At 39.6% G+C, this 16,940-nt stretch carries 25 protein-coding genes; 1 reads left to right on the top strand and 24 read right to left on the bottom strand.

Translation table 11 applies throughout. The annotated features are described in order from the left end of the window. Window positions 1-12 precede the first annotated feature (12 nt). Both EL259_RS06035 and EL259_RS06030 read right to left on the bottom strand, forming a co-directional pair. Window positions 13-936, bottom strand: a complete 924-nt coding sequence (locus EL259_RS06035; RefSeq protein WP_126599920.1) for a Mu-like prophage major head subunit gpT family protein — start codon at window positions 934-936, stop codon at window positions 13-15. Beyond that, window positions 936-2,033 (bottom strand): phage protease, encoded by a 1,098-nt coding sequence (locus EL259_RS06030; RefSeq protein WP_126599918.1) that lies wholly within the window; start codon window positions 2,031-2,033, stop codon window positions 936-938. The genes EL259_RS06035 and EL259_RS06030 overlap by 1 nt, the downstream gene beginning before the upstream one ends. A gap of 292 nt (window positions 2,034-2,325) precedes the next feature. On the opposite strand from EL259_RS06030, the gene EL259_RS06025 reads away from it, so the two are divergent. Then, entirely contained in the window at window positions 2,326-2,757 is a 432-nt protein-coding gene (locus EL259_RS06025; RefSeq protein WP_172594228.1) for a phage virion morphogenesis protein, read from the top strand. Window positions 2,758-2,768: 11 nt separating this feature from the next. On the opposite strand, the gene EL259_RS06020 is transcribed toward EL259_RS06025, so the two are convergent. From EL259_RS06020 to EL259_RS05920, 22 genes are all read right to left on the bottom strand, one after another. Then, entirely contained in the window at window positions 2,769-3,125 is a 357-nt protein-coding gene (locus EL259_RS06020) for a helix-turn-helix domain-containing protein (protein ID WP_126599914.1), read from the bottom strand. A 167-nt stretch (window positions 3,126-3,292) separates the two neighbouring features. Further along, entirely contained in the window at window positions 3,293-4,558 is a 1,266-nt protein-coding gene (locus tag EL259_RS06015) for a phage minor head protein (protein WP_126599912.1), read from the bottom strand. Continuing rightward, window positions 4,555-6,147: a DUF935 domain-containing protein gene (locus EL259_RS06010; protein WP_126599910.1), complete on the bottom strand. Its 1,593-nt coding sequence runs from the start codon at window positions 6,145-6,147 to the stop codon at window positions 4,555-4,557. The genes EL259_RS06015 and EL259_RS06010 overlap by 4 nt, the downstream gene beginning before the upstream one ends. A gap of 16 nt (window positions 6,148-6,163) precedes the next feature. Further along, the gene (gene terL, locus EL259_RS06005; RefSeq protein WP_126599908.1) at window positions 6,164-7,792 is read right to left on the bottom strand and encodes a phage terminase large subunit; all 1,629 of its coding nucleotides are present in this window, start codon (window positions 7,790-7,792) and stop codon (window positions 6,164-6,166) included. A gap of 87 nt (window positions 7,793-7,879) precedes the next feature. Continuing rightward, window positions 7,880-8,380 carry a DUF1804 family protein gene (locus EL259_RS06000; protein ID WP_126599906.1) on the bottom strand — a complete coding sequence of 167 codons (501 nt, stop codon included), beginning with the start codon at window positions 8,378-8,380 and terminating at the stop codon, window positions 7,880-7,882. A 1-nt stretch (window position 8,381) separates the two neighbouring features. After that, window positions 8,382-8,612, bottom strand: coding sequence for a hypothetical protein (locus tag EL259_RS05995; protein WP_126599904.1), 231 nt, complete (start codon window positions 8,610-8,612; stop codon window positions 8,382-8,384). Continuing rightward, a complete protein-coding gene (locus tag EL259_RS05990) occupies window positions 8,609-8,845 on the bottom strand; it encodes a DUF2730 family protein (RefSeq protein WP_172594227.1) in 237 nt (78 codons plus the stop codon). The genes EL259_RS05995 and EL259_RS05990 overlap by 4 nt, the downstream gene beginning before the upstream one ends. Then, window positions 8,838-9,062 carry a hypothetical protein gene (locus EL259_RS08580; RefSeq protein ID WP_172594194.1) on the bottom strand — a complete coding sequence of 75 codons (225 nt, stop codon included), beginning with the start codon at window positions 9,060-9,062 and terminating at the stop codon, window positions 8,838-8,840. Before EL259_RS08580 ends, EL259_RS05990 begins: the two co-directional genes overlap by 8 nt. A gap of 156 nt (window positions 9,063-9,218) precedes the next feature. Next, the gene (locus EL259_RS05980; RefSeq protein ID WP_126599898.1) at window positions 9,219-9,449 is read right to left on the bottom strand and encodes a DUF2644 domain-containing protein; all 231 of its coding nucleotides are present in this window, start codon (window positions 9,447-9,449) and stop codon (window positions 9,219-9,221) included. A 17-nt stretch (window positions 9,450-9,466) separates the two neighbouring features. Further along, entirely contained in the window at window positions 9,467-9,946 is a 480-nt protein-coding gene (locus EL259_RS05975) for an N-acetylmuramoyl-L-alanine amidase (protein ID WP_126599896.1), read from the bottom strand. A gap of 72 nt (window positions 9,947-10,018) precedes the next feature. Further along, the gene (locus EL259_RS05970; RefSeq protein WP_126599894.1) at window positions 10,019-10,441 is read right to left on the bottom strand and encodes a Mor transcription activator family protein; all 423 of its coding nucleotides are present in this window, start codon (window positions 10,439-10,441) and stop codon (window positions 10,019-10,021) included. Beyond that, window positions 10,441-10,854 carry a gp16 family protein gene (locus EL259_RS05965; RefSeq protein ID WP_126599893.1) on the bottom strand — a complete coding sequence of 138 codons (414 nt, stop codon included), beginning with the start codon at window positions 10,852-10,854 and terminating at the stop codon, window positions 10,441-10,443. Before EL259_RS05965 ends, EL259_RS05970 begins: the two co-directional genes overlap by 1 nt. Window positions 10,855-10,946: 92 nt before the next feature. Then, entirely contained in the window at window positions 10,947-11,258 is a 312-nt protein-coding gene (locus tag EL259_RS05960; protein ID WP_126599891.1) for a hypothetical protein, read from the bottom strand. 41 nt (window positions 11,259-11,299) lie between these two features. Next, entirely contained in the window at window positions 11,300-11,515 is a 216-nt protein-coding gene (locus EL259_RS05955) for a hypothetical protein (protein ID WP_126599889.1), read from the bottom strand. Window positions 11,516-11,527: 12 nt separating this feature from the next. Next, on the bottom strand, window positions 11,528-12,046 hold the full coding sequence (locus EL259_RS05950) for a host-nuclease inhibitor Gam family protein (RefSeq protein WP_126599887.1): 519 nt from the start codon (window positions 12,044-12,046) through the stop codon (window positions 11,528-11,530). A gap of 95 nt (window positions 12,047-12,141) precedes the next feature. Beyond that, window positions 12,142-12,468, bottom strand: coding sequence for a hypothetical protein (locus EL259_RS05945; RefSeq protein WP_126599885.1), 327 nt, complete (start codon window positions 12,466-12,468; stop codon window positions 12,142-12,144). Next, on the bottom strand, window positions 12,465-12,914 hold the full coding sequence (locus EL259_RS05940; RefSeq protein WP_126599884.1) for a hypothetical protein: 450 nt from the start codon (window positions 12,912-12,914) through the stop codon (window positions 12,465-12,467). Before EL259_RS05940 ends, EL259_RS05945 begins: the two co-directional genes overlap by 4 nt. A 12-nt stretch (window positions 12,915-12,926) precedes the next feature. Then, window positions 12,927-13,805 (bottom strand): AAA family ATPase, encoded by an 879-nt coding sequence (locus EL259_RS05935; RefSeq protein ID WP_126599882.1) that lies wholly within the window; start codon window positions 13,803-13,805, stop codon window positions 12,927-12,929. Window positions 13,806-13,971: 166 nt separating this feature from the next. Beyond that, window positions 13,972-14,124, bottom strand: a complete 153-nt coding sequence (locus EL259_RS08575) for a hypothetical protein (protein WP_172594225.1) — start codon at window positions 14,122-14,124, stop codon at window positions 13,972-13,974. 60 nt (window positions 14,125-14,184) lie between these two features. After that, window positions 14,185-14,547, bottom strand: coding sequence for a hypothetical protein (locus tag EL259_RS05930; protein ID WP_126599880.1), 363 nt, complete (start codon window positions 14,545-14,547; stop codon window positions 14,185-14,187). Window positions 14,548-14,549: 2 nt separating this feature from the next. Next, a complete protein-coding gene (locus EL259_RS05925) occupies window positions 14,550-16,526 on the bottom strand; it encodes a Mu transposase C-terminal domain-containing protein (RefSeq protein WP_126599878.1) in 1,977 nt (658 codons plus the stop codon). 157 nt (window positions 16,527-16,683) lie between these two features. Continuing rightward, window positions 16,684-16,878, bottom strand: a complete 195-nt coding sequence (locus tag EL259_RS05920) for a helix-turn-helix domain-containing protein (RefSeq protein WP_232019025.1) — start codon at window positions 16,876-16,878, stop codon at window positions 16,684-16,686. Window positions 16,879-16,940 lie beyond the last annotated feature (62 nt).

Here is a 16,940-nt window from a genome sequence, read left to right as displayed (position 1 = left end):
TTGGCGCTGGAATTACTTTTCCTCAATAAGAGGGGAAACAATTACAGTTAAACGTCCTTTTAAAATATTGCTACTGCCATTGATAAGCTCTGCCTCGCATAATTGGCGAGCAGCATGCTCTAATGCAGGTGGTACAAGTAATACATTTGGACGAATATTGAGCATTTTGCCGCCATCACCTTTTAAAGTTTGCATTGTAGCAAGAGCCTTCATCACGTTTTCGACAGTGAGTTCCGCTTGCTCTACACGGTGAGCGAGTTGCCAAAATCCAAATCCTGCATTACCGCGGGCACGCACACCCCATAAGTACACATCTTCCATAAAAACTTTATCGGAGCGTGCAGGGTCGAATTTGGCGAGAATTTCAGGTTTGGTGCGTTCCTGCCAAATAAGCGGTTTAATTGACTTACTGGTATCAAATAAATAAAACGCTGGGACTTGGCTGTCACTACCTGTAGTTAAGTTACTTTGTGCGCTTTCCGTACCTGTCCCGTCTACTTTTTCGTAAACAGGGTGATCGGTAGCAAAGAATTTCTTGCCATCGTAACAATCAGTAGTTTTACCCTCACTTAACAAACCAAACACGAGATCGTCTGGTAATTCCGCTGCACTTTGTCCAGCTTGACGCACCATTGGCATGAATAAGCCGACCTGATCGTCTTCAATATCTACACGTGGAATGTCTACAGTTGTTTCAAAAAGCTTATTTTCAAGTGTCATACCTTGTGCTCGCATTGACTGTAACTGGCGTTCTCCAACCCACTCACGCATCTTTGGAAATTTACTTAAAAAACCGTAAGTATTCATTTTAGTATTCGATGCCACTAACATTGCCACTTGGTTCCATTGTGGTTTAACGGAATCTAACCCCTCAGAAAATTCTTTGTAAAAAGCTTTATCCAAAAGCTCTAATAATTCCGATTTCTTGAACGCCATTATTTTGCTCCTTGTTTATAGTGTTCGATATATTCTTGCTCAGTTAACCCTAATGCGTATGCTGTAGCCATCTCTACCTCAGACAAGGCTACTGCTTTTGGCGTGGCGTTTTCTGACATTCCTGCAGTTTGTGATTGGGTTAAAGCTTTATTTGGCGTTGTTGTGGCTAAATAATCACTTAAAGCTGTTAAATTCGTTTTTGCTAAATTCTCAGCCCATGATTTCTGTGCAGGCAACAATCGACCATCTGATAGTGCAGTTTGAATGAGTGCACTCGCCTTATCGGCTGCGACTTGTTCTTTCAACTGGTTTAATTCAGTTTGTACGGTTTGCATCGCAGAAACTGAAACGTACTTCGCAGGATCAACAGTTTGTGCTGCCGTTTGTGCAGATAACGCTACCGCTTTTTGTGTCGCAAGCTCAGCGTAAACTTTGTTTAATGGGATTAAACTGCTATTAATTTGCGCGTTTAACGCCGCTAGTGCGACTGTTGCCTCGTCATCGGTTGCCTCAGCTTTCAAGCCAAGCAACGCCAACAATTCTTTCTTAAAATCCATTGGTTCTCCTTGTGATTGAGTTTTAAAAGGTCGAGGGTTAGTGTTTAGCTCTGAGAAGGCTACTGCCTCATCAAGCAAATGTAAGGCTGGACGATTAGTTAACGCCGCATTAACTACTTCTTGCACATAGCCTTTTTCATCTGCTAAAAAGAGCGGCGAAATGTAACGGTACTCTTTGTTTTTAATTTGAGCGTGGGCAGTTGTCGTCCACTTCACATTAGCAAACAGCCCTTCAAAGGGGCGGTACTCTGCGTTAATCATCCAACCAGCAGCGGGATTTCCACGGCCGTTTTCTTTGATATGTAAGGTTTGATGTTCATAGTCAATCATCAACTGTACTGCACGGTTATTAATGGCATCTGCTAACGTGTAACCGTTGGTATCGTCGAGTACCCAGCCATCAGTAGTAATGACTCGACCATCACTAGGATAAAATCGCCCATAGGGAAATAATTGAATACGTCCATTTATGACTGCATCAACGTCTTGTAAACTCGCCTCACCAATAGAGGTAGCGAAATACTGTAATTGCTTGTTCATAATCACCTCGTTATAGGCCTATTATGACAAGCAGGAAAAATAAAAAGAGTTGAGTGCGTTCAGCAAGGAAAACTTGATAGAAAAAGATAAGTTGAGAAGTGTTTTTTAGAAAAAATGCAAAAAGGTTTTAAAAAATAAAATAACCCCTTTTTAAAACGCTTTAAAACCATTTTAAAACATTTTAAAAATTTTTAAACGATAAACTATACTCTTAAAACATAAAACGCCACAGTGTGCGATTTAGAAAGGATTTTGGAAGGATATGGAAAGGGGCAAAGATAAGGAAAATAACATGATCGAAATTGATACTAACATTCAAGCTTTACAACAGGTACTTAACAATGCCGTTCATCAATTAAACGACACTACGCCCTTAATGAAAATGCTTGCGGGTGAATTACAAAGTAAAGTTGCTGAAAACTTTGCACAAGAAGGTCGCCCTGCATGGTTACCCTTGAAATATCGAAAAGGTAAAATATTAAGAGACAGTGGCACGTTAGAAAAAAGCATAAGAACTGCTTATAGTCGCCATCATGCTGAAGTAGGAACAAATGAAAAGTACGCACCCGTTCATCAATTTGGCACAAAAAATGCTGGCCGTAACCACAATACCATCATTCCTGCACGTCCATTTTTAAGTCTGACCCTACAAGATGAAAATGAATTACTTGACGATGTAGGGGATTATTTACGTCGCATTTTAATTAAAAATGTGGATGTATAAGCGTATCATTTTTATATCGGCTTATTAATTTCCTCTAAAAGTTTTTCAAAACGTTGAATTTGCTCATCGGTCATTGCCGACTTTGCAAAGCTTGCTAACATCATTTTTTGAGGTAATGGCAAATTATCAACAGGAATGCTTTCATTTGAAACTTGAGCTAATTCAGGTAAATTTTCAATAAAAAGATTTTTCTGTTTAAAATAGGCTTGAATTTTATAGGCCCATTCCATCGGAATTTTTTTACGTCCTGTTTCCATTCCGCTTAAAAAACCAGGCGTCACATCTAGTGCCTGAGCCATAGCTAATAGTGTATCACTAAGGTCTATCCGTGCTTTTCGTACAGCTTTACCAAACTCTGTAAGTGCCATAATATTCACATCCAATCTTTTCTTAAATTTTTCAGGTTTTTCCCTTGCATAAAAAACACACTCTGCTATTATCTTGCTGAAACAGTGCTTAGAAAAGCGATGAATCTCTCAGATCGCAGGCGAAGGGATGAAATAGGCCCGGGACTCGTGTGTAGGTGTGGAGAGCCCTACCTAAGCACTGTTTCTCTTCTCATCAGATTAAGAATTTCCTTATTTTCAACCTTTCTGTAAGATAGTACAAAAATTTCCTTACCACCAATTACTTTGACTACAACCAAAAAATCATTCTTGATCAATATGAAACGACCAACTAAATCAGTTACTTGTAAAATATGATCAGGACTATCAATAATCTCAGGCAATAACCCATAACTCTCTATATCAAAATACTTATCCCCCTTCCGACTATTCGCCTGTTTGATTAAGCTATCATCGCTTAGCCATACGGTGCGAGTGTCGCTTTTTAATAATCCTTGATTTTTCGTACTCAAAACCCCAGCGGCGAATTTGTATTCACGGCTTAAATGGTTGCGGATTTTAAGCAGTTGTTCGCTGTTGAGCTTTTTGCCACGTTGATTTCCTTGAATAATCGTTTTTACAGCCTGTTCAATGCGTTCATAGGCAAATCGAAACTCCGCCCCTGTCATATCCACTTTGGCGAATTGTTGGGCAAGTGGTGCTGGGTATAAGTTTAAATTGGGCTTATAGGCAGTCCGTCCTACGTTGTAATCAAAGCCTTTATCTGCTTTGAATACGTTATTTTTACCGTAACGGTAGGTTACACTACCGTCTAAATCGCTTTTTTCCAGTTGGCCATCACTTGGGGTAGCTTTTAAGCCACGGCGTTGTAAATCTCGTTTACTAAAAGAACGCACGGTGCAACGGCAATTAAAACCATTCGGTGGATAAAAGATTGTCCAAAATGGATCATCATAACGAAATACTTTTCCATGCATTGCACTATGCGTTGGACGGGTTCGACTATCTAAAATTGCTACATATTGCCAGTAAGGGCGACTATCTACATTGTCCATAAATTGCTGGTAACGTGCCGCCTGTAAGGCATTCGTGGTGTTTACACGATAAATCAAAGCAAGTCGTCTTGGTGTACCGAAAATTTCTCCAGTTTTAGGGTCGACAATATCTACCTCTTTACCTTTAGTCCGTGGCACAACCCAACCTTTACGTTCAAACTCTGCCATGATGTTCTTTTTCCATTGGTGAAAAGGAATACCTTGTTCACGTGCATGGGCAAGAGAATTATAAATATCACTCGTCATTTCAAGACTAGTCAAATTGCGAATACGTGTCGCATTGGCTCTTGCACTGGCTTGCATTCCTGGCAAATTCAACTTTTGTGCTAGCCGTGCTTTATTACGTAAAAATGCAATAGCCTCTGTCGGCGTTAAGTCAAAAGAAAATCCTGTGTTCATCGCACATTCCCTAATAGCTCACTTAAAAATATCGCTTTCTCTAAATAGTTAAAATGTTGCTGGCTATTTAAGTTCGGATAAGCTTCAGCGATTTTTTCACTGGCTTCTTCATAGGTTGAACAGGATAACACTACGCCAAGACAGCGTTTGACCATTGGTTCTAGTTGTTGATTAAAATCTATATCGACAAATGCTTTTTCTAAGGCATCATCTAAAAATTTTTGCGAAAATTCCGACCTTGTCTTTTTTTCATTTCCTTGCGACAGCGCCACAGCGTGGCAACCGCAACCACAGCTGGTAGCGTGTGTGGCGTGGGGGGCTTGCCCTTTACCTTGCATTGTCAATACAACGTCTTTTTCTTCTGCCGTTGGAATACCTAAACGTTCTCTTGCCCAGCGTTCTGGAATTTGCACACCTACGCTCACTAATTTTGGTAGGCTTTCTGCGAAACTGACAAAATCTTCCGTTTCTGTCGTATCAAATTCAAAGCGTGGAATGCGTTTTGCATCCACGTTGGGGAAGTTGACCTGTAAAAACGGCAGGATAATTTGCGTGGTAATGGTTTGTTGCAGCTGTTTTACATCGGAAATTAGTAAATCACGGCGCACTTCATTATGTATGTTGCCGAGTGCATTCGTTGAGCTTTTACCATCGGCACCACTCGTTAAAGTTTGCCCTAAAATCAGACGTGCAATAGATTTTTCGCACCAGTCCACCATTTGCAAAAATGGGTTATTTGTTCCCACATTTTGAGCAGCATTATGCAGCTCAATTTGCATACTGTCAGGCATAATCCCACTAGCGTTGTGACCGATATCAATTAAGGCACGTAATAAGGTCTGGCGTTCTTGTGCCGTCGTACCCGCACCGTATTTACCAATGCGAATAGGCATACCGTATAATTCTAAAAATTCTGCAAAATCACGAACGGAATAATGCTTAAACATATAAAGCCACGCCAACGTACGGAATAGCCCACTACGTGCCACTTGTACACCACGACTTTTGTGCAAATGCACTACCCAGCCCAACGGTTGCAATGGTGTACCCATTGGGAAATCAGGACTTTTCAATAGTAAATTGTCATACGGATCTAACAAGAACCATGCTGGATTACGATGAGTAAATCGTTCAGGTTGCCAATGATTGCCATCAAATTGCCATTTGATTTCTAAAGCGGAAAAGCCATGACCCACGGCATCCATTAAATCCATGAGTATGTCTTCAAAATTATCCAAGTGCTCAAATAAATCCTTTACGGCATCTAATTGTAAAAGTTCAGCACTCGTTGGATTATTGGGCGGTACAATTTGCCAATCCACACCTAATACAGCTCGTTTACGTGTTTGTAAATTGGCTAGGATGGTACTATCTTGTTCTTCGATATCTAAAAATAGAGCATGTTGCTCACCAATATCGCCTTGTTCTGCGCTATTAAAAATAGCTTTCATCTTAGCGGGAGTTAAACGCTGGGACGGATGATCAACCGTTACAAAACCTGAACGATAAATACCATTATCAATAGTTTGTAATCTTTCAGCAGGTTTTTGAGGTTTTTGGTTAGTGCGCTTATTTTTCTTTGCTTTCATTGTACTTCCTACTCTCTTAAATATCCCAAAGACTGTCTAAATCTTCATCGTAAGTGTCAAAACGGCTTTGTACCGTTTGCCATTCAATGGGTGCGCTACTTGTTAACGCATTGCGCCACAACATTTCTAATGCATCAGGTCCATCATCGTGATCTGCTTTCGGGAAATGACGAAGTTGGTCAATTAATGTAGTCTGGTTGCGGTTAAATAAAATTAAACCATTAGCAATGTGTGGTTGCAGACTTTCAATGCGTAACATTTTATCTGTGTTGGGTTTAATTGCTTGGCAAGGCACAGGTGTACCCCGTTGGGCGGAACGTTTTACTAGCTCCGTTTTCAGAAATTCTTGGAATTGCACTGTTTCCACAAACCATTTTTGGCAACGCCATTTATTGTTAAGACGGATCACATCTTCAATAATCAAATCAGGTAGGCGTTTTTTAATTTGTGCCTCAATTACATAAAGTTTCCCCGTCGGTCGATGATAACCACCGACGAGAATAGCACTCGGGTCACGACTTGCCCCTGCTTTTCCCAAAGACGGATCAACTGCACCAAAATAAATTAAATCAGGTGGCAAATCCGTCCAATATTGAATACTGTTAGCAAAAATCGCATCATTGCCACTTACAGGGTCGTTTTGGTATTCGCTGTCAAAACTGGCATGTCCATCTCTTGCTCGAATCTCCATTAACGCAAGAATTGGTCGAGCCTGCCAGGAAACTATCGCCCCTTTATCCATTTCTTTTTGATGAACGGAATAAAATTCATTCGCTGCCTTTTTCCCTTCAGTTAAGTAAATATTTTCCCATTTATCCCAAAGTCCCATATCATCAGGCAGTTGTAAAATCGCTTTAAAGTGGGCGGTTTTCCACGCTTTATTGGCAAGTGTACGATTTAGTACACTGTCATAATGGAGGATAGTGCCAATGTAGATAATATCTAACTTACCATCTGCTGAGCCGAGCGGTAGCACGGTCTTTTTAAGCCAATTATGCAATTTATCTCGTTGTTCTGGGCTACGAACTTGCTCATCATTTTCTATATCATCTAGTACCACTAGATCGGGACGATATGCCCCGAAACGTAAGCCACGTAATTTTTTGCCTGAACCTGCTACTTGTATCTTTTGATTAGCATTAGTGATAATCGTTGAAGCCTGCCACACTCGTCCAACACCTGTTACATCAGGAAAATCAATCAACAATCGGCTATTAAATTCAAGCTCCGCTTTGATGGCTTCGAGCATGGGATAAGCTTGGTCGATACTATCCATGACAATTAAAGCGTAATGTTTTTTCTGTGTAATTAAACACCACAGTACAAATAGTTGCGACACGATAGTGGACTTCGCTTCGCCACGAGGAGCAGCGATAGCGTCAAGGCATTTATTCGGGCTTTGAATAATTTCAGGTAAACGCTTAAACAAATATTTATGTAGTTCACTTTGATGTGGCGAGCGGACATAGTGGGGAAAATAGTTTTGCACAAAAAAAGCAAAACCATTTTTACCATCAAACACACTTTCACGGCGTTTTTGAACCGCTTTTGCACTATCGTCCCAGTGGTTGTAACTAGCCTCAATGGTGCGTTGCAGTTGGGAGCGAAGGGCGGCGAGTTCGACGCTAAATTCTTTTGCTTTCATTGTGGTTCCTTAGCTAGGCTAGATTTTTTTGAGAAAATTTTGTAAAAAATTCCAGAGTTGCTTTTGGTTTTAAATGGGGTTTAAAGGCTATTTAAACTGGGTTTGTACGCGGCGTTCCATTTCGTCTAGCAGTTCTAGAAAATCACTGAGTAAGTGTGGCTTTTTCTCTTTAACCACGTTGGCAAAGAGTTCAATGACTTTCATTGCTGTAGCCATTTCTGTAGTTTGTGGAATGAGTTTTTTGCTCGCTGCTGTCATTTTTGAAAAACTATCAGATAACGAACTTAATAATTGTACTTTTTCGGTACTGGCGATTTCTTCATTGTTTTGTAATTCATCCATTGTGGTACGATATTGAATGATGAAACCAGCAAGTAACCCTTTTGAAATATCTTCAATTTCTGCTCCTGCCATGACTTGTACGTCTCTGGCTTTTTCCCAGTCATCACCTGCTAATTCTGCCTCTCGTTTCCAACGACGAGCAGTACCAAAAGATACCTCCGCACGTTCAGCACTTTGCTCTAAAGTTAAGCGTTCGAATACATAATAACGGCGTAAGTTCGTTTTAACTTGCGGATCAAATGCCACATTATCCCCCTAATTTCATACGAATCAGTTCAAACCCAATGGCAGCAATCCCACCGCCTAAACCACCTGCTAATAAGGCTTGTTTTCGATTACGTTTTTCCATTTGATCAATAAGTTCACGTAAGCTACCCATTTCCTTACGTAAATTGACAATAGCGGTTTCTTGTTCCGTTACACTATGATGAATCTCACGAGTAAGCGATAATAATTCATCAAGTTTGTCATTGTTCATTTGTTTAGCTCCTTTTTCATTAGCATATTTAAAATTTCTTGGCTTTTTTGTATGTGAACTTCGAGGGTCGTCATCGTTTTTTCAATGCGCAACAACGATTGCCGTAGTTCATGTAGATCATTTTTCTTGGCATAACGTGCATCGAGTTTTAACCAGACGAAAGGGCTAACAACAGTAATGATCCCCACTAAAAATCCCCAGTATTCTTTAAGCCACATCAGTATCTCACTCATTTTTCTTACCTTGTTTACCGCAAATTTTTTCATAAATTTGATTATGGGTTAGAATTTGGCGTTTTGTGTCGGTCGTATCTTTCTTACTTGCATAAATAAGCCTGAAACTTGCACAGTTATTCACTTCTAAAATATCCACTGTTTTGCAATTTGTTATCAACATCGTCATCAGACAAAGTACGGTTAGTTTGATTAATTTTTTTTGCCAACATTGCATTGTCTAACTCCTTTTGGATGAGATTTAGATGCCGTTTTAATTCATAATTTTCTTGTTTTAAATGTGTATTTTTAGATCGTAAAACCCATATAATTAAACTCATCACTAAGATAAGTCCCAAGCATCCTGTCATTGCATAGGTAACCATCATTCCCATCATTCACCCTTATATTCTGGTCTATCTCTACGCTGGATTGCTTGGGCAAACCCTTTTGTGGCAGCGCCTCCACCGCAAAAGGCGGCGAATGTTATGTATAATTCGCCTACATAGGAACGGTCTAAGTACACTGCGTACACTAAAATGGCTGCCATTAGTAATGCACCGCCGAATTGAATAAATGCTGTAGTCGACAAGCGACCATCACCATTGGTAATAAGTTCTTTCATTAAATTTCCTTTTAAAACTATTCACACAAATGGGCGTTAACCACCTTATCCATATCGAATAAATAATCTTTCACACTGAAACCAGGGCAACTTTTGTGGACGTTTGGAAAATCTCTATGCCCTACAATTTGGGCGTTAGGATATTTGTCTTTCAATTTATCTAAGAGACGTGCGAGGGCATGCCATTGCTGACGTGTAAATTTGTCAGTACCTACTAGACAAATCCCTAAAGAATTTTCATTCCAGCCTTTAACATGGGCGCCTTGTTCCCAGATAGCACGTCCAGTGTATTGTTGACCGTCCGTATCGATGACGAAGTGATAACCGATAGCGGCTAATTCATAATTGAAATAATGACGAGCTTGCACCGAACGGTGAAAGCCACGTTCTTGATGCCAGCCATCAATGATTTGAGATGCAGTTGCAGCATTATGGGATAACTTTTTACCATTTTGCGTCGCCGCACAATGGATTACAATATAGTTAATTTTTTCCATTAAAAAACTCGCTTTAATTAGTATTTAAAGCGAGTTTAAAGGTAATTGAATATGAATACGTGATGAGGGTGTTCAGCGAGCAAATAAATCCCCTTGTGGTGAATGGTGACGCATTGAAGATATAATTTTCCAACCATAACGATCGCTAATTTTATATTTAGGGCAAAGCTCAATCATAGCAATTCTAGCACTTTTACCTTCAGTGTCAGTCAAATAGCAAAAATCACGGTAAAATCGAAACTTTTTAAGCTCCTGTAATGCTCGTTTACATTGGGGAATATAGATTTTTTCACATTGAAAATAATGATAAAACCGTGCCGCATTATTTTCACCAAGTTTTTCTTTCAAACGTTGATAATATACATTCCCGTTAGAAAAATTAAATGTTGTACCACCAAAATTTTCCACTAATTTTTCTGTAAGTTCTAATCCCATTACATCAATCATTTCTTTAATAATTGGTGGTAAATATTCTTCAACAAAACTTAAATTCATTATTTTACTCGCTTACCTTGTCTATGTAGGTGGGATGCTAGAATTTGAATGACAGTGTACAATTCTTCACTCGTACACCACTGTAATCGTTGTTTTTTTACTGCTTTGCGACAAATTCCTGTAGCGTATTCCCAACTTAATTTATTATCTGAGATCATTGCTTCAATTTTATTTAAATAGCTTTGGCATAATTTTTCATTAGCGCCAATAGTTGGACGTTTATATTTTTTTGCATTTGGTTTAAAACCCGCTTTTTTCATCGTATTTAATACTAAATTTAATTCGGGTATAGTCATATCCTTACAACTTGTTTTACTTGTAATACGATTTAATAAAAAACGATAAGTATCATCATCAAGATTGAGTTCTTTTTTACCAATATGAATTTTTGTTATGAGTGATTTTCTTTGCATTTTTATCTCCTTATTCAGTCGGAATTTGTGAAAAAATTTTAATAAAAATACTTTCAAAAATTTCGAGAAGGGGGCATCCCCTTTATTAATTTTTATTTACACTTAGGATTATTCTTTTCTTGTATAATTTTGATTGCACGCAACAAGATCTGCTGATCTTCCTTGGGTAAGTCGTTTAAAACCTTTCTATTGTCTAATAATAATTGTACACATACATATATCACTGCCTCCTTGTATTGATTAGATATGCCTTTAAAAACATATTTACCTAATAACGTTTTAAAAAATTTTACGACTGTTCTCATTGCCCACTGATATGTTTCTTTTTCGTCCATTTTTATTTTCCCTATTGTTTGTTTTTTTAAATGAATATTTCCAAAGTCTTCTACAGGTTTTACTTTCATTGGTTTCTGTCTACAAGGGGGTCCCTCCCCTTGTATTAGGTCTAGCCAACGAATTGGCAAGTGGCAACTATATCTTTCGCCTGTTTAATAATATCAACCGCACGTTGCAAATCGTTTTCCAATGTTGGATTTTCACTAAGTAAACCTACTTCAATTGCCTCTTGTGCAAAAACTGCTAAACATCTCACAGCGAGTGGATAGGCTTTTTGCATTTCTTCTAAATATTCTTGCTCTTCTGCTTCAGTTAATTTTTTCATTTTCTATCCCTACTATTGTTGTTCAAAAGGAGTAATTACAAAGTCTTCTACTCCCTGTTTAATACTGATACCGTTTACAGTGTTAGCGAGATCAGGTTCTAGTAACATTGCTTCCTTGTTGATCTCTTCCTTATTGCGAATAAAACGACTTAACCCTAAAAGTTTTAAATTTTCCAAAATGGTTGGTATGCCACGTGCTATTACGCTTGGCGGACATTGTCGCCATTGCACGTTACCAGTGTTGAATTTCGCAGTTTTACTCTTGCCGTTTTGAGTAAGTTCCGCTCGATTTGCCTCACACCACGCTTGCACGGCGTCTTGCAAATGGGTAATTTGTTCCTTGTACGCCAATAATTTTGGGGCGTAATGGTCAGTAATTTGGGCGATTTCATCATTCTGTTGTACTTGTAAACGTAAGTATTCACGCTGCAAGTTACCAATTTTAGTAATTGCTACTTCTACCTCTTCACGACAGTGAATGGTTTCAGTGAGTGCTGGTTTTTTCAACCGTACTTTGGTTGGTTTTGCCATAGATTGCTCCTTAGTTTTGGCTTGATTTGATACTTTTCAAAAGGACTTTAAGGAACCTTAAAACCCTTTTGAAAAGCAGGTAACCCTGCTTTTGTTTATTGCTTACGGCGAAAATGAACAGTAATGCTTTCGTTATCTGGGATCATAAATTCGTACAAATTAAAATATTCTTTACCATTGAACACCCGTCCATATAACGGATCTTGTGTTGTTCGTAGTGCGACTTGTAAGGCATTAAAAGATCCTAAAACTTCAATTCGTACACAGTGTGGAGAAACAATATTCACGTTAATTACCTGTAATCTATTTACAGTTAGCCATTTAATTGCTTGCTGAATTTTAATTTGTTGATAGTACATCTCACGGTTTTGAGAGCATCCCCATTTAATTCGTGCTACTATTTGATGTTGCGTATTCATCATTTTGTTTCTCCCCCCTCAATCGTTCTTAAATGCTCTTGTTTATTAGCTTCAAAATTTTCTTTAATTTGTTTAGAAATTTCTGCTATTTCTTTAGAAAAAGTAACTCTAGAACTTGCTAAACAGGTTTCATATAATTTCATAAAATCAAGAACAGCAATGAAACCTGCAATAAAGTAATCTTCGTTGTTATTTTCAAAAAGTGCTTTATCACATGCGAAGGCAGCAAACAGACCAAGATCATCAGTTTCTATTTTTTCATTCATTTGTTGTGCCGTTAAAAGCTGTGTTAATTTTTCAATACCTTCCTTAATTGTGATGCTTGCTTGATTTTTGTATCCGTCGAGTTCTTGATAGATGGCAACTTGTAAGAGGTCGCAAATATCTGATAAATCACCGCATCTATTTAGTTTTACTGTCGTTTCATCAGTCAGTTGTTTTGCTTGCATTGCTTTATCCTCCTAGTTAATGAGTTTTTTACTAAATTGTTGAATTAATGCCTCGTTGATTGGACGTTCATTGAGTTTTGCGGTGCGAACTACGCCTCGAATAAGTTTTGATAAACGTCTTGCATTTCCTTTGGCGGCTTTCATTAGTGGAGCGTTAAATTCATTGGTGCCAAGTGTTTGTTCAATTAGTAACGCCATATCATCATCGTTTAAGGCTTGCCCTAAGTTTTGGGCTGTTCCTACGCGGCTATAAAGTTGGGCTAACTCGTTATTTTTGCCTTGTAGATTCACTAATAAACGTGGCATTCCAGCAAGCACTACACCAATATTTGCCTTGTCGTGAATACGGCGTAGAAATTCGAGAGAGCGAGTGTTTAACAACTCCGCCTCGTCTACCAACAACACTCGATCACTATTTTCGAGTTTGTCTAAAATGGCAGCGAGTAAGTCGTGGTTACTGCCACGTGCTGTTGCACCGATTTTTTCGCAAATTTGCGTGAGCAATACTTTTGGTGTGCAACTTGGATCGACTTCAATCAAGACTGCACTGCTGTGTTCTTTGGCGTACTGTTTGAGTAACTGGGTTTTACCAATACCTGCGGCACCGTAAATCACGTTAATATCTGCACTAGCATGAGCATAACGGATAGTTTCAAACCCAATTTTTGCCACAAGTGTAGGTACAAAATGTTCGTTATACTTCACCGTTGCTTTTTCGGTATAAAGGGCTATCAATTCGTCTACTTTACGGTCTAATTCGCTCACATCGCCGTTATACAGGCCTCGTAGATATTGGCTAACCGTAGAAATGGATTTGCCAAAATGCTGTGCTACTTGTTTTTGCCCCCAGTTGTAGGTTTCCATAAATTGTTTTAGTGCGTTTTGGTTCATTAGGTTTTCCTTTTGTTTTGCCTTCGCTTGTTAGCCACGTTGTGGCTGGAGTTTGTTCCTGCTAGTTTGCTAGGTCGGAATTTTTGAAAAAATTTTATTTAAAATTCTTTTAAAAATTTCGTCGTGGCTACTGGGGTAGATAAGGGGGCAAGCCCCCTTTGTTGGGTTAGCCTAGAAGTTTTAGCCACTTCATTTTTAAGCGGTAACGTAAGGTGCTTTTACGTTTTTGTTCTTGGCGGTTTTTCTCTGCGTAAGCGTTGATTTGCACTTGTACTAATGGGTCTAAGTACGCTGGGGCCTCTAGGTTGATGGTTTTCATTGGGTTCTCCTATGTTGTAAAATGGTTTTAATGGTTGTTTAAAATAGCGTTATAAGGGGATTACAATGACGACTGATCAACGTCTGCAATGGCTTGAAGACCGTGTACTACTTTTACAGGCACAATCGGACTTTTTAATTCATCTCTTGCTTGAATTGTCACTAGATCTTGCAACTCAGCAGGAAGACTGGCTTGCAGATTATCAAGCAGCTGTTGAGCGAGCATTTGTAAAAATGCCGGCTTACGACCGACGAACGCGTACAGCTCGTCGCCTTGAAGAGGTGCGTGATCTGTTTCTATCAGATTCGGCAATGGTGCATCTGGAAAAACGATGTTCACAATTACGCGCTCAGAAAGCCCGTCAATATTCAACTGAAGCTCACGACAAACATGATTAAGGTTGCTTGATTTAACTAAGTTCATTGTTATTCTCCTACTGCCTTACGGTGTTGTTGTTCCCAGTGGTCTTTTTCTGCTTGGGTTAAAAAAATCGGTTGTTCTTCTTGGTCAATTTCTAGCAATTCGCTACGAGCTAGGCTTTCCAGTAGTTCATCGTCTGCTTGTAACGTAATGGCTGGGTTGAGTTCACGGTTATTACGCTCAATACGTGTTTGTAGGCGTTTATTTTGGGCGGCGACACTTTTCGCTTTGGCACGTTCCACCACCGATTGTGGGAATGCCGCCACTTTGTTGCCGTCTAGTTCCGCTTTACAAATCCATTCGCCGTCCATTGTTTTGACGAATACGTAACTTGGATCGTGAATGTCATATAGCACTCGCACTTTCTCGTTGTGGTATGTCGCCAACTGCGTGGAAAAATAACGGTTAGTAAACAGTTCAATTTCACCACGTCGCACTTGGCGTACCGTTTCAGGGCGGAATAACAACTCTTCTTCCAGTGGGTGCAATTTTCTTGGCGTAATGCGTTCTGCTTTCATAATCCAGTTAGCGTATTCAAGCGGGCTAAAATGCTCGCCGTTGTCTTTTTTCGGCAAACTGCTATGTGGACGGTTGTTGTAATCCGCAAAACAGCGTTCCACGTCTGCCACGAAGTCTAAAAAGTGCGGCATTTTTTTATAAAAACGGCGTTGCTCGGTCGAAAGTTCCTTGCCTTTTTCAATGGCATTCACCGCACTTTCAATACGGCGATAAATCAGGTGCTTAGTACTGCCGTCCATTGTTGAACCTGTGTAGGTTTCATAACTTCTCGCCAGCGGAATGAGCGTGCTTTGCCATAATCGTTCAATAATGCCTCGCCCTTGCGGATTGCCCGCAATGCCTGTTTCGTGGCTTATGCCTAAGCGTGGCAACATACCCGTTACATCGTCATCAAGTGTTTTGTTGGTTTCACCACCACCGTTATCGGAGTAGTAAATGTACGGCGTTCCCCAGTTTTGAATAGCGTGGCGAAGGGCGTCTGCTACTGCAAGACTGCTTTCACTTTGTGCCACCGACCAGCCCACGATTAAACGGCTACGCCCATCAATCAACGCCGTAATTTCTGGTTGAAATCCGTGTGCGTGTTCAGGGTGTTTCACTTTGGCTTTGAAACCGTGACCATCGCCGATAAAGCAGTCAAATAACGACAACTGCGACCAATCACGGCGCACGCAAGGCAATAAGGCTCGGTATTGCGCCCCTGTCAAACGCCCTTTTTCTAAGAAAATCTCAGGCAATTTCGCCACCACCCGTTGCACGGCGCTTAAACTGGGGGCTTTGTAGCTCACCGCACGTTCAAAACGGCGGTAAGCGTGGGTCACTTTCACCCCTTGCGCCACACGGTAAAAGGTTAAGAAATCGTGAAGCCATGCTAGTTGAGTTACGTCTGTTTGTGGTCGTCCTTGGCGTTTAGGTGCTTGTCGAAGTACACGTTCCCCCGTACTTTGACTTTTCTCGTAGTTGAGTAGGCAATCCATCAATGTGCGCTTACTGATTTTTGCCTCGCCTTTACTTCTAGCGTTCGCTTTACGTATAGCTTCCATAATGTGTGGTGGTAAATCGCCCACTTTGAGTTTATCCAAAAAGGTATCCACCACCTTATTGCGTACGCATTTGCGCCCCCCTTCGAGCAGTAATAAATACTGTCCTAGTACATTACGTGCATCTGAGATGGATAGTTGCTTTTGGTTTAAATTTCGTACTGCTTGTTCATCAAAAGCTACAGGTACTTGCGGTTGTTTCTCCGTTAAATCCGATGCCAATTTGTGGCGCAGAGCGGTTTGCACTGTTTTTGGGAGAGAAGTTATGGCGTATTCGTAGCCACCACCTCTTGCTTGTCTTGGACGTGATACCCAATTTTCTCTGTTAGCTTTTTGAATGATTCCTTTTACAGTAATAGGTAGGTCTTTAAGATTTAAACTTAATAATTCTCGTGCGGTATAATACAGTTTTGAATTGTTCATTTCTCAGTCCCTTAGTTTTACCTATCTAGGTAAAAGTTTTCTCTATAATATGTATGAAAGTCTTTATTTAACTTATTGTTTTTTATTTGTTTTTATAACTTTTACTTGGTAAAAGTTCATTTTCCAAAAAGTAAATGTTTAAAATTTAAGTTTTACCTTAATCTTCATCATAAAAACCAAGCTTGTTTGCTATAAGTAAACTTTTTCCTACTCGTCCTTTACGTTCGCCGTTAAGTAGCGAATAAACATTTTTAACGTTAAAACCGTTCTTTTCCGCCCATTGCTTAATAGTCAATCCTTGAGAGTAGATTTTAGCTTTTGCATTACGCAATTTTTGTTCACTGTGCATCATAAATAGCCTCTTAATACTGATAAAGTGTGGTAAAATTACCCTGTTTTCTTTCCTACAACCCC

Source organism: Actinobacillus delphinicola (assembly GCF_900638385.1).
GTDB lineage: Bacteria > Pseudomonadota > Gammaproteobacteria > Enterobacterales > Pasteurellaceae > Actinobacillus_C > Actinobacillus_C delphinicola.
This window is presented reverse-complemented; position numbering and strand designations above follow the sequence as displayed.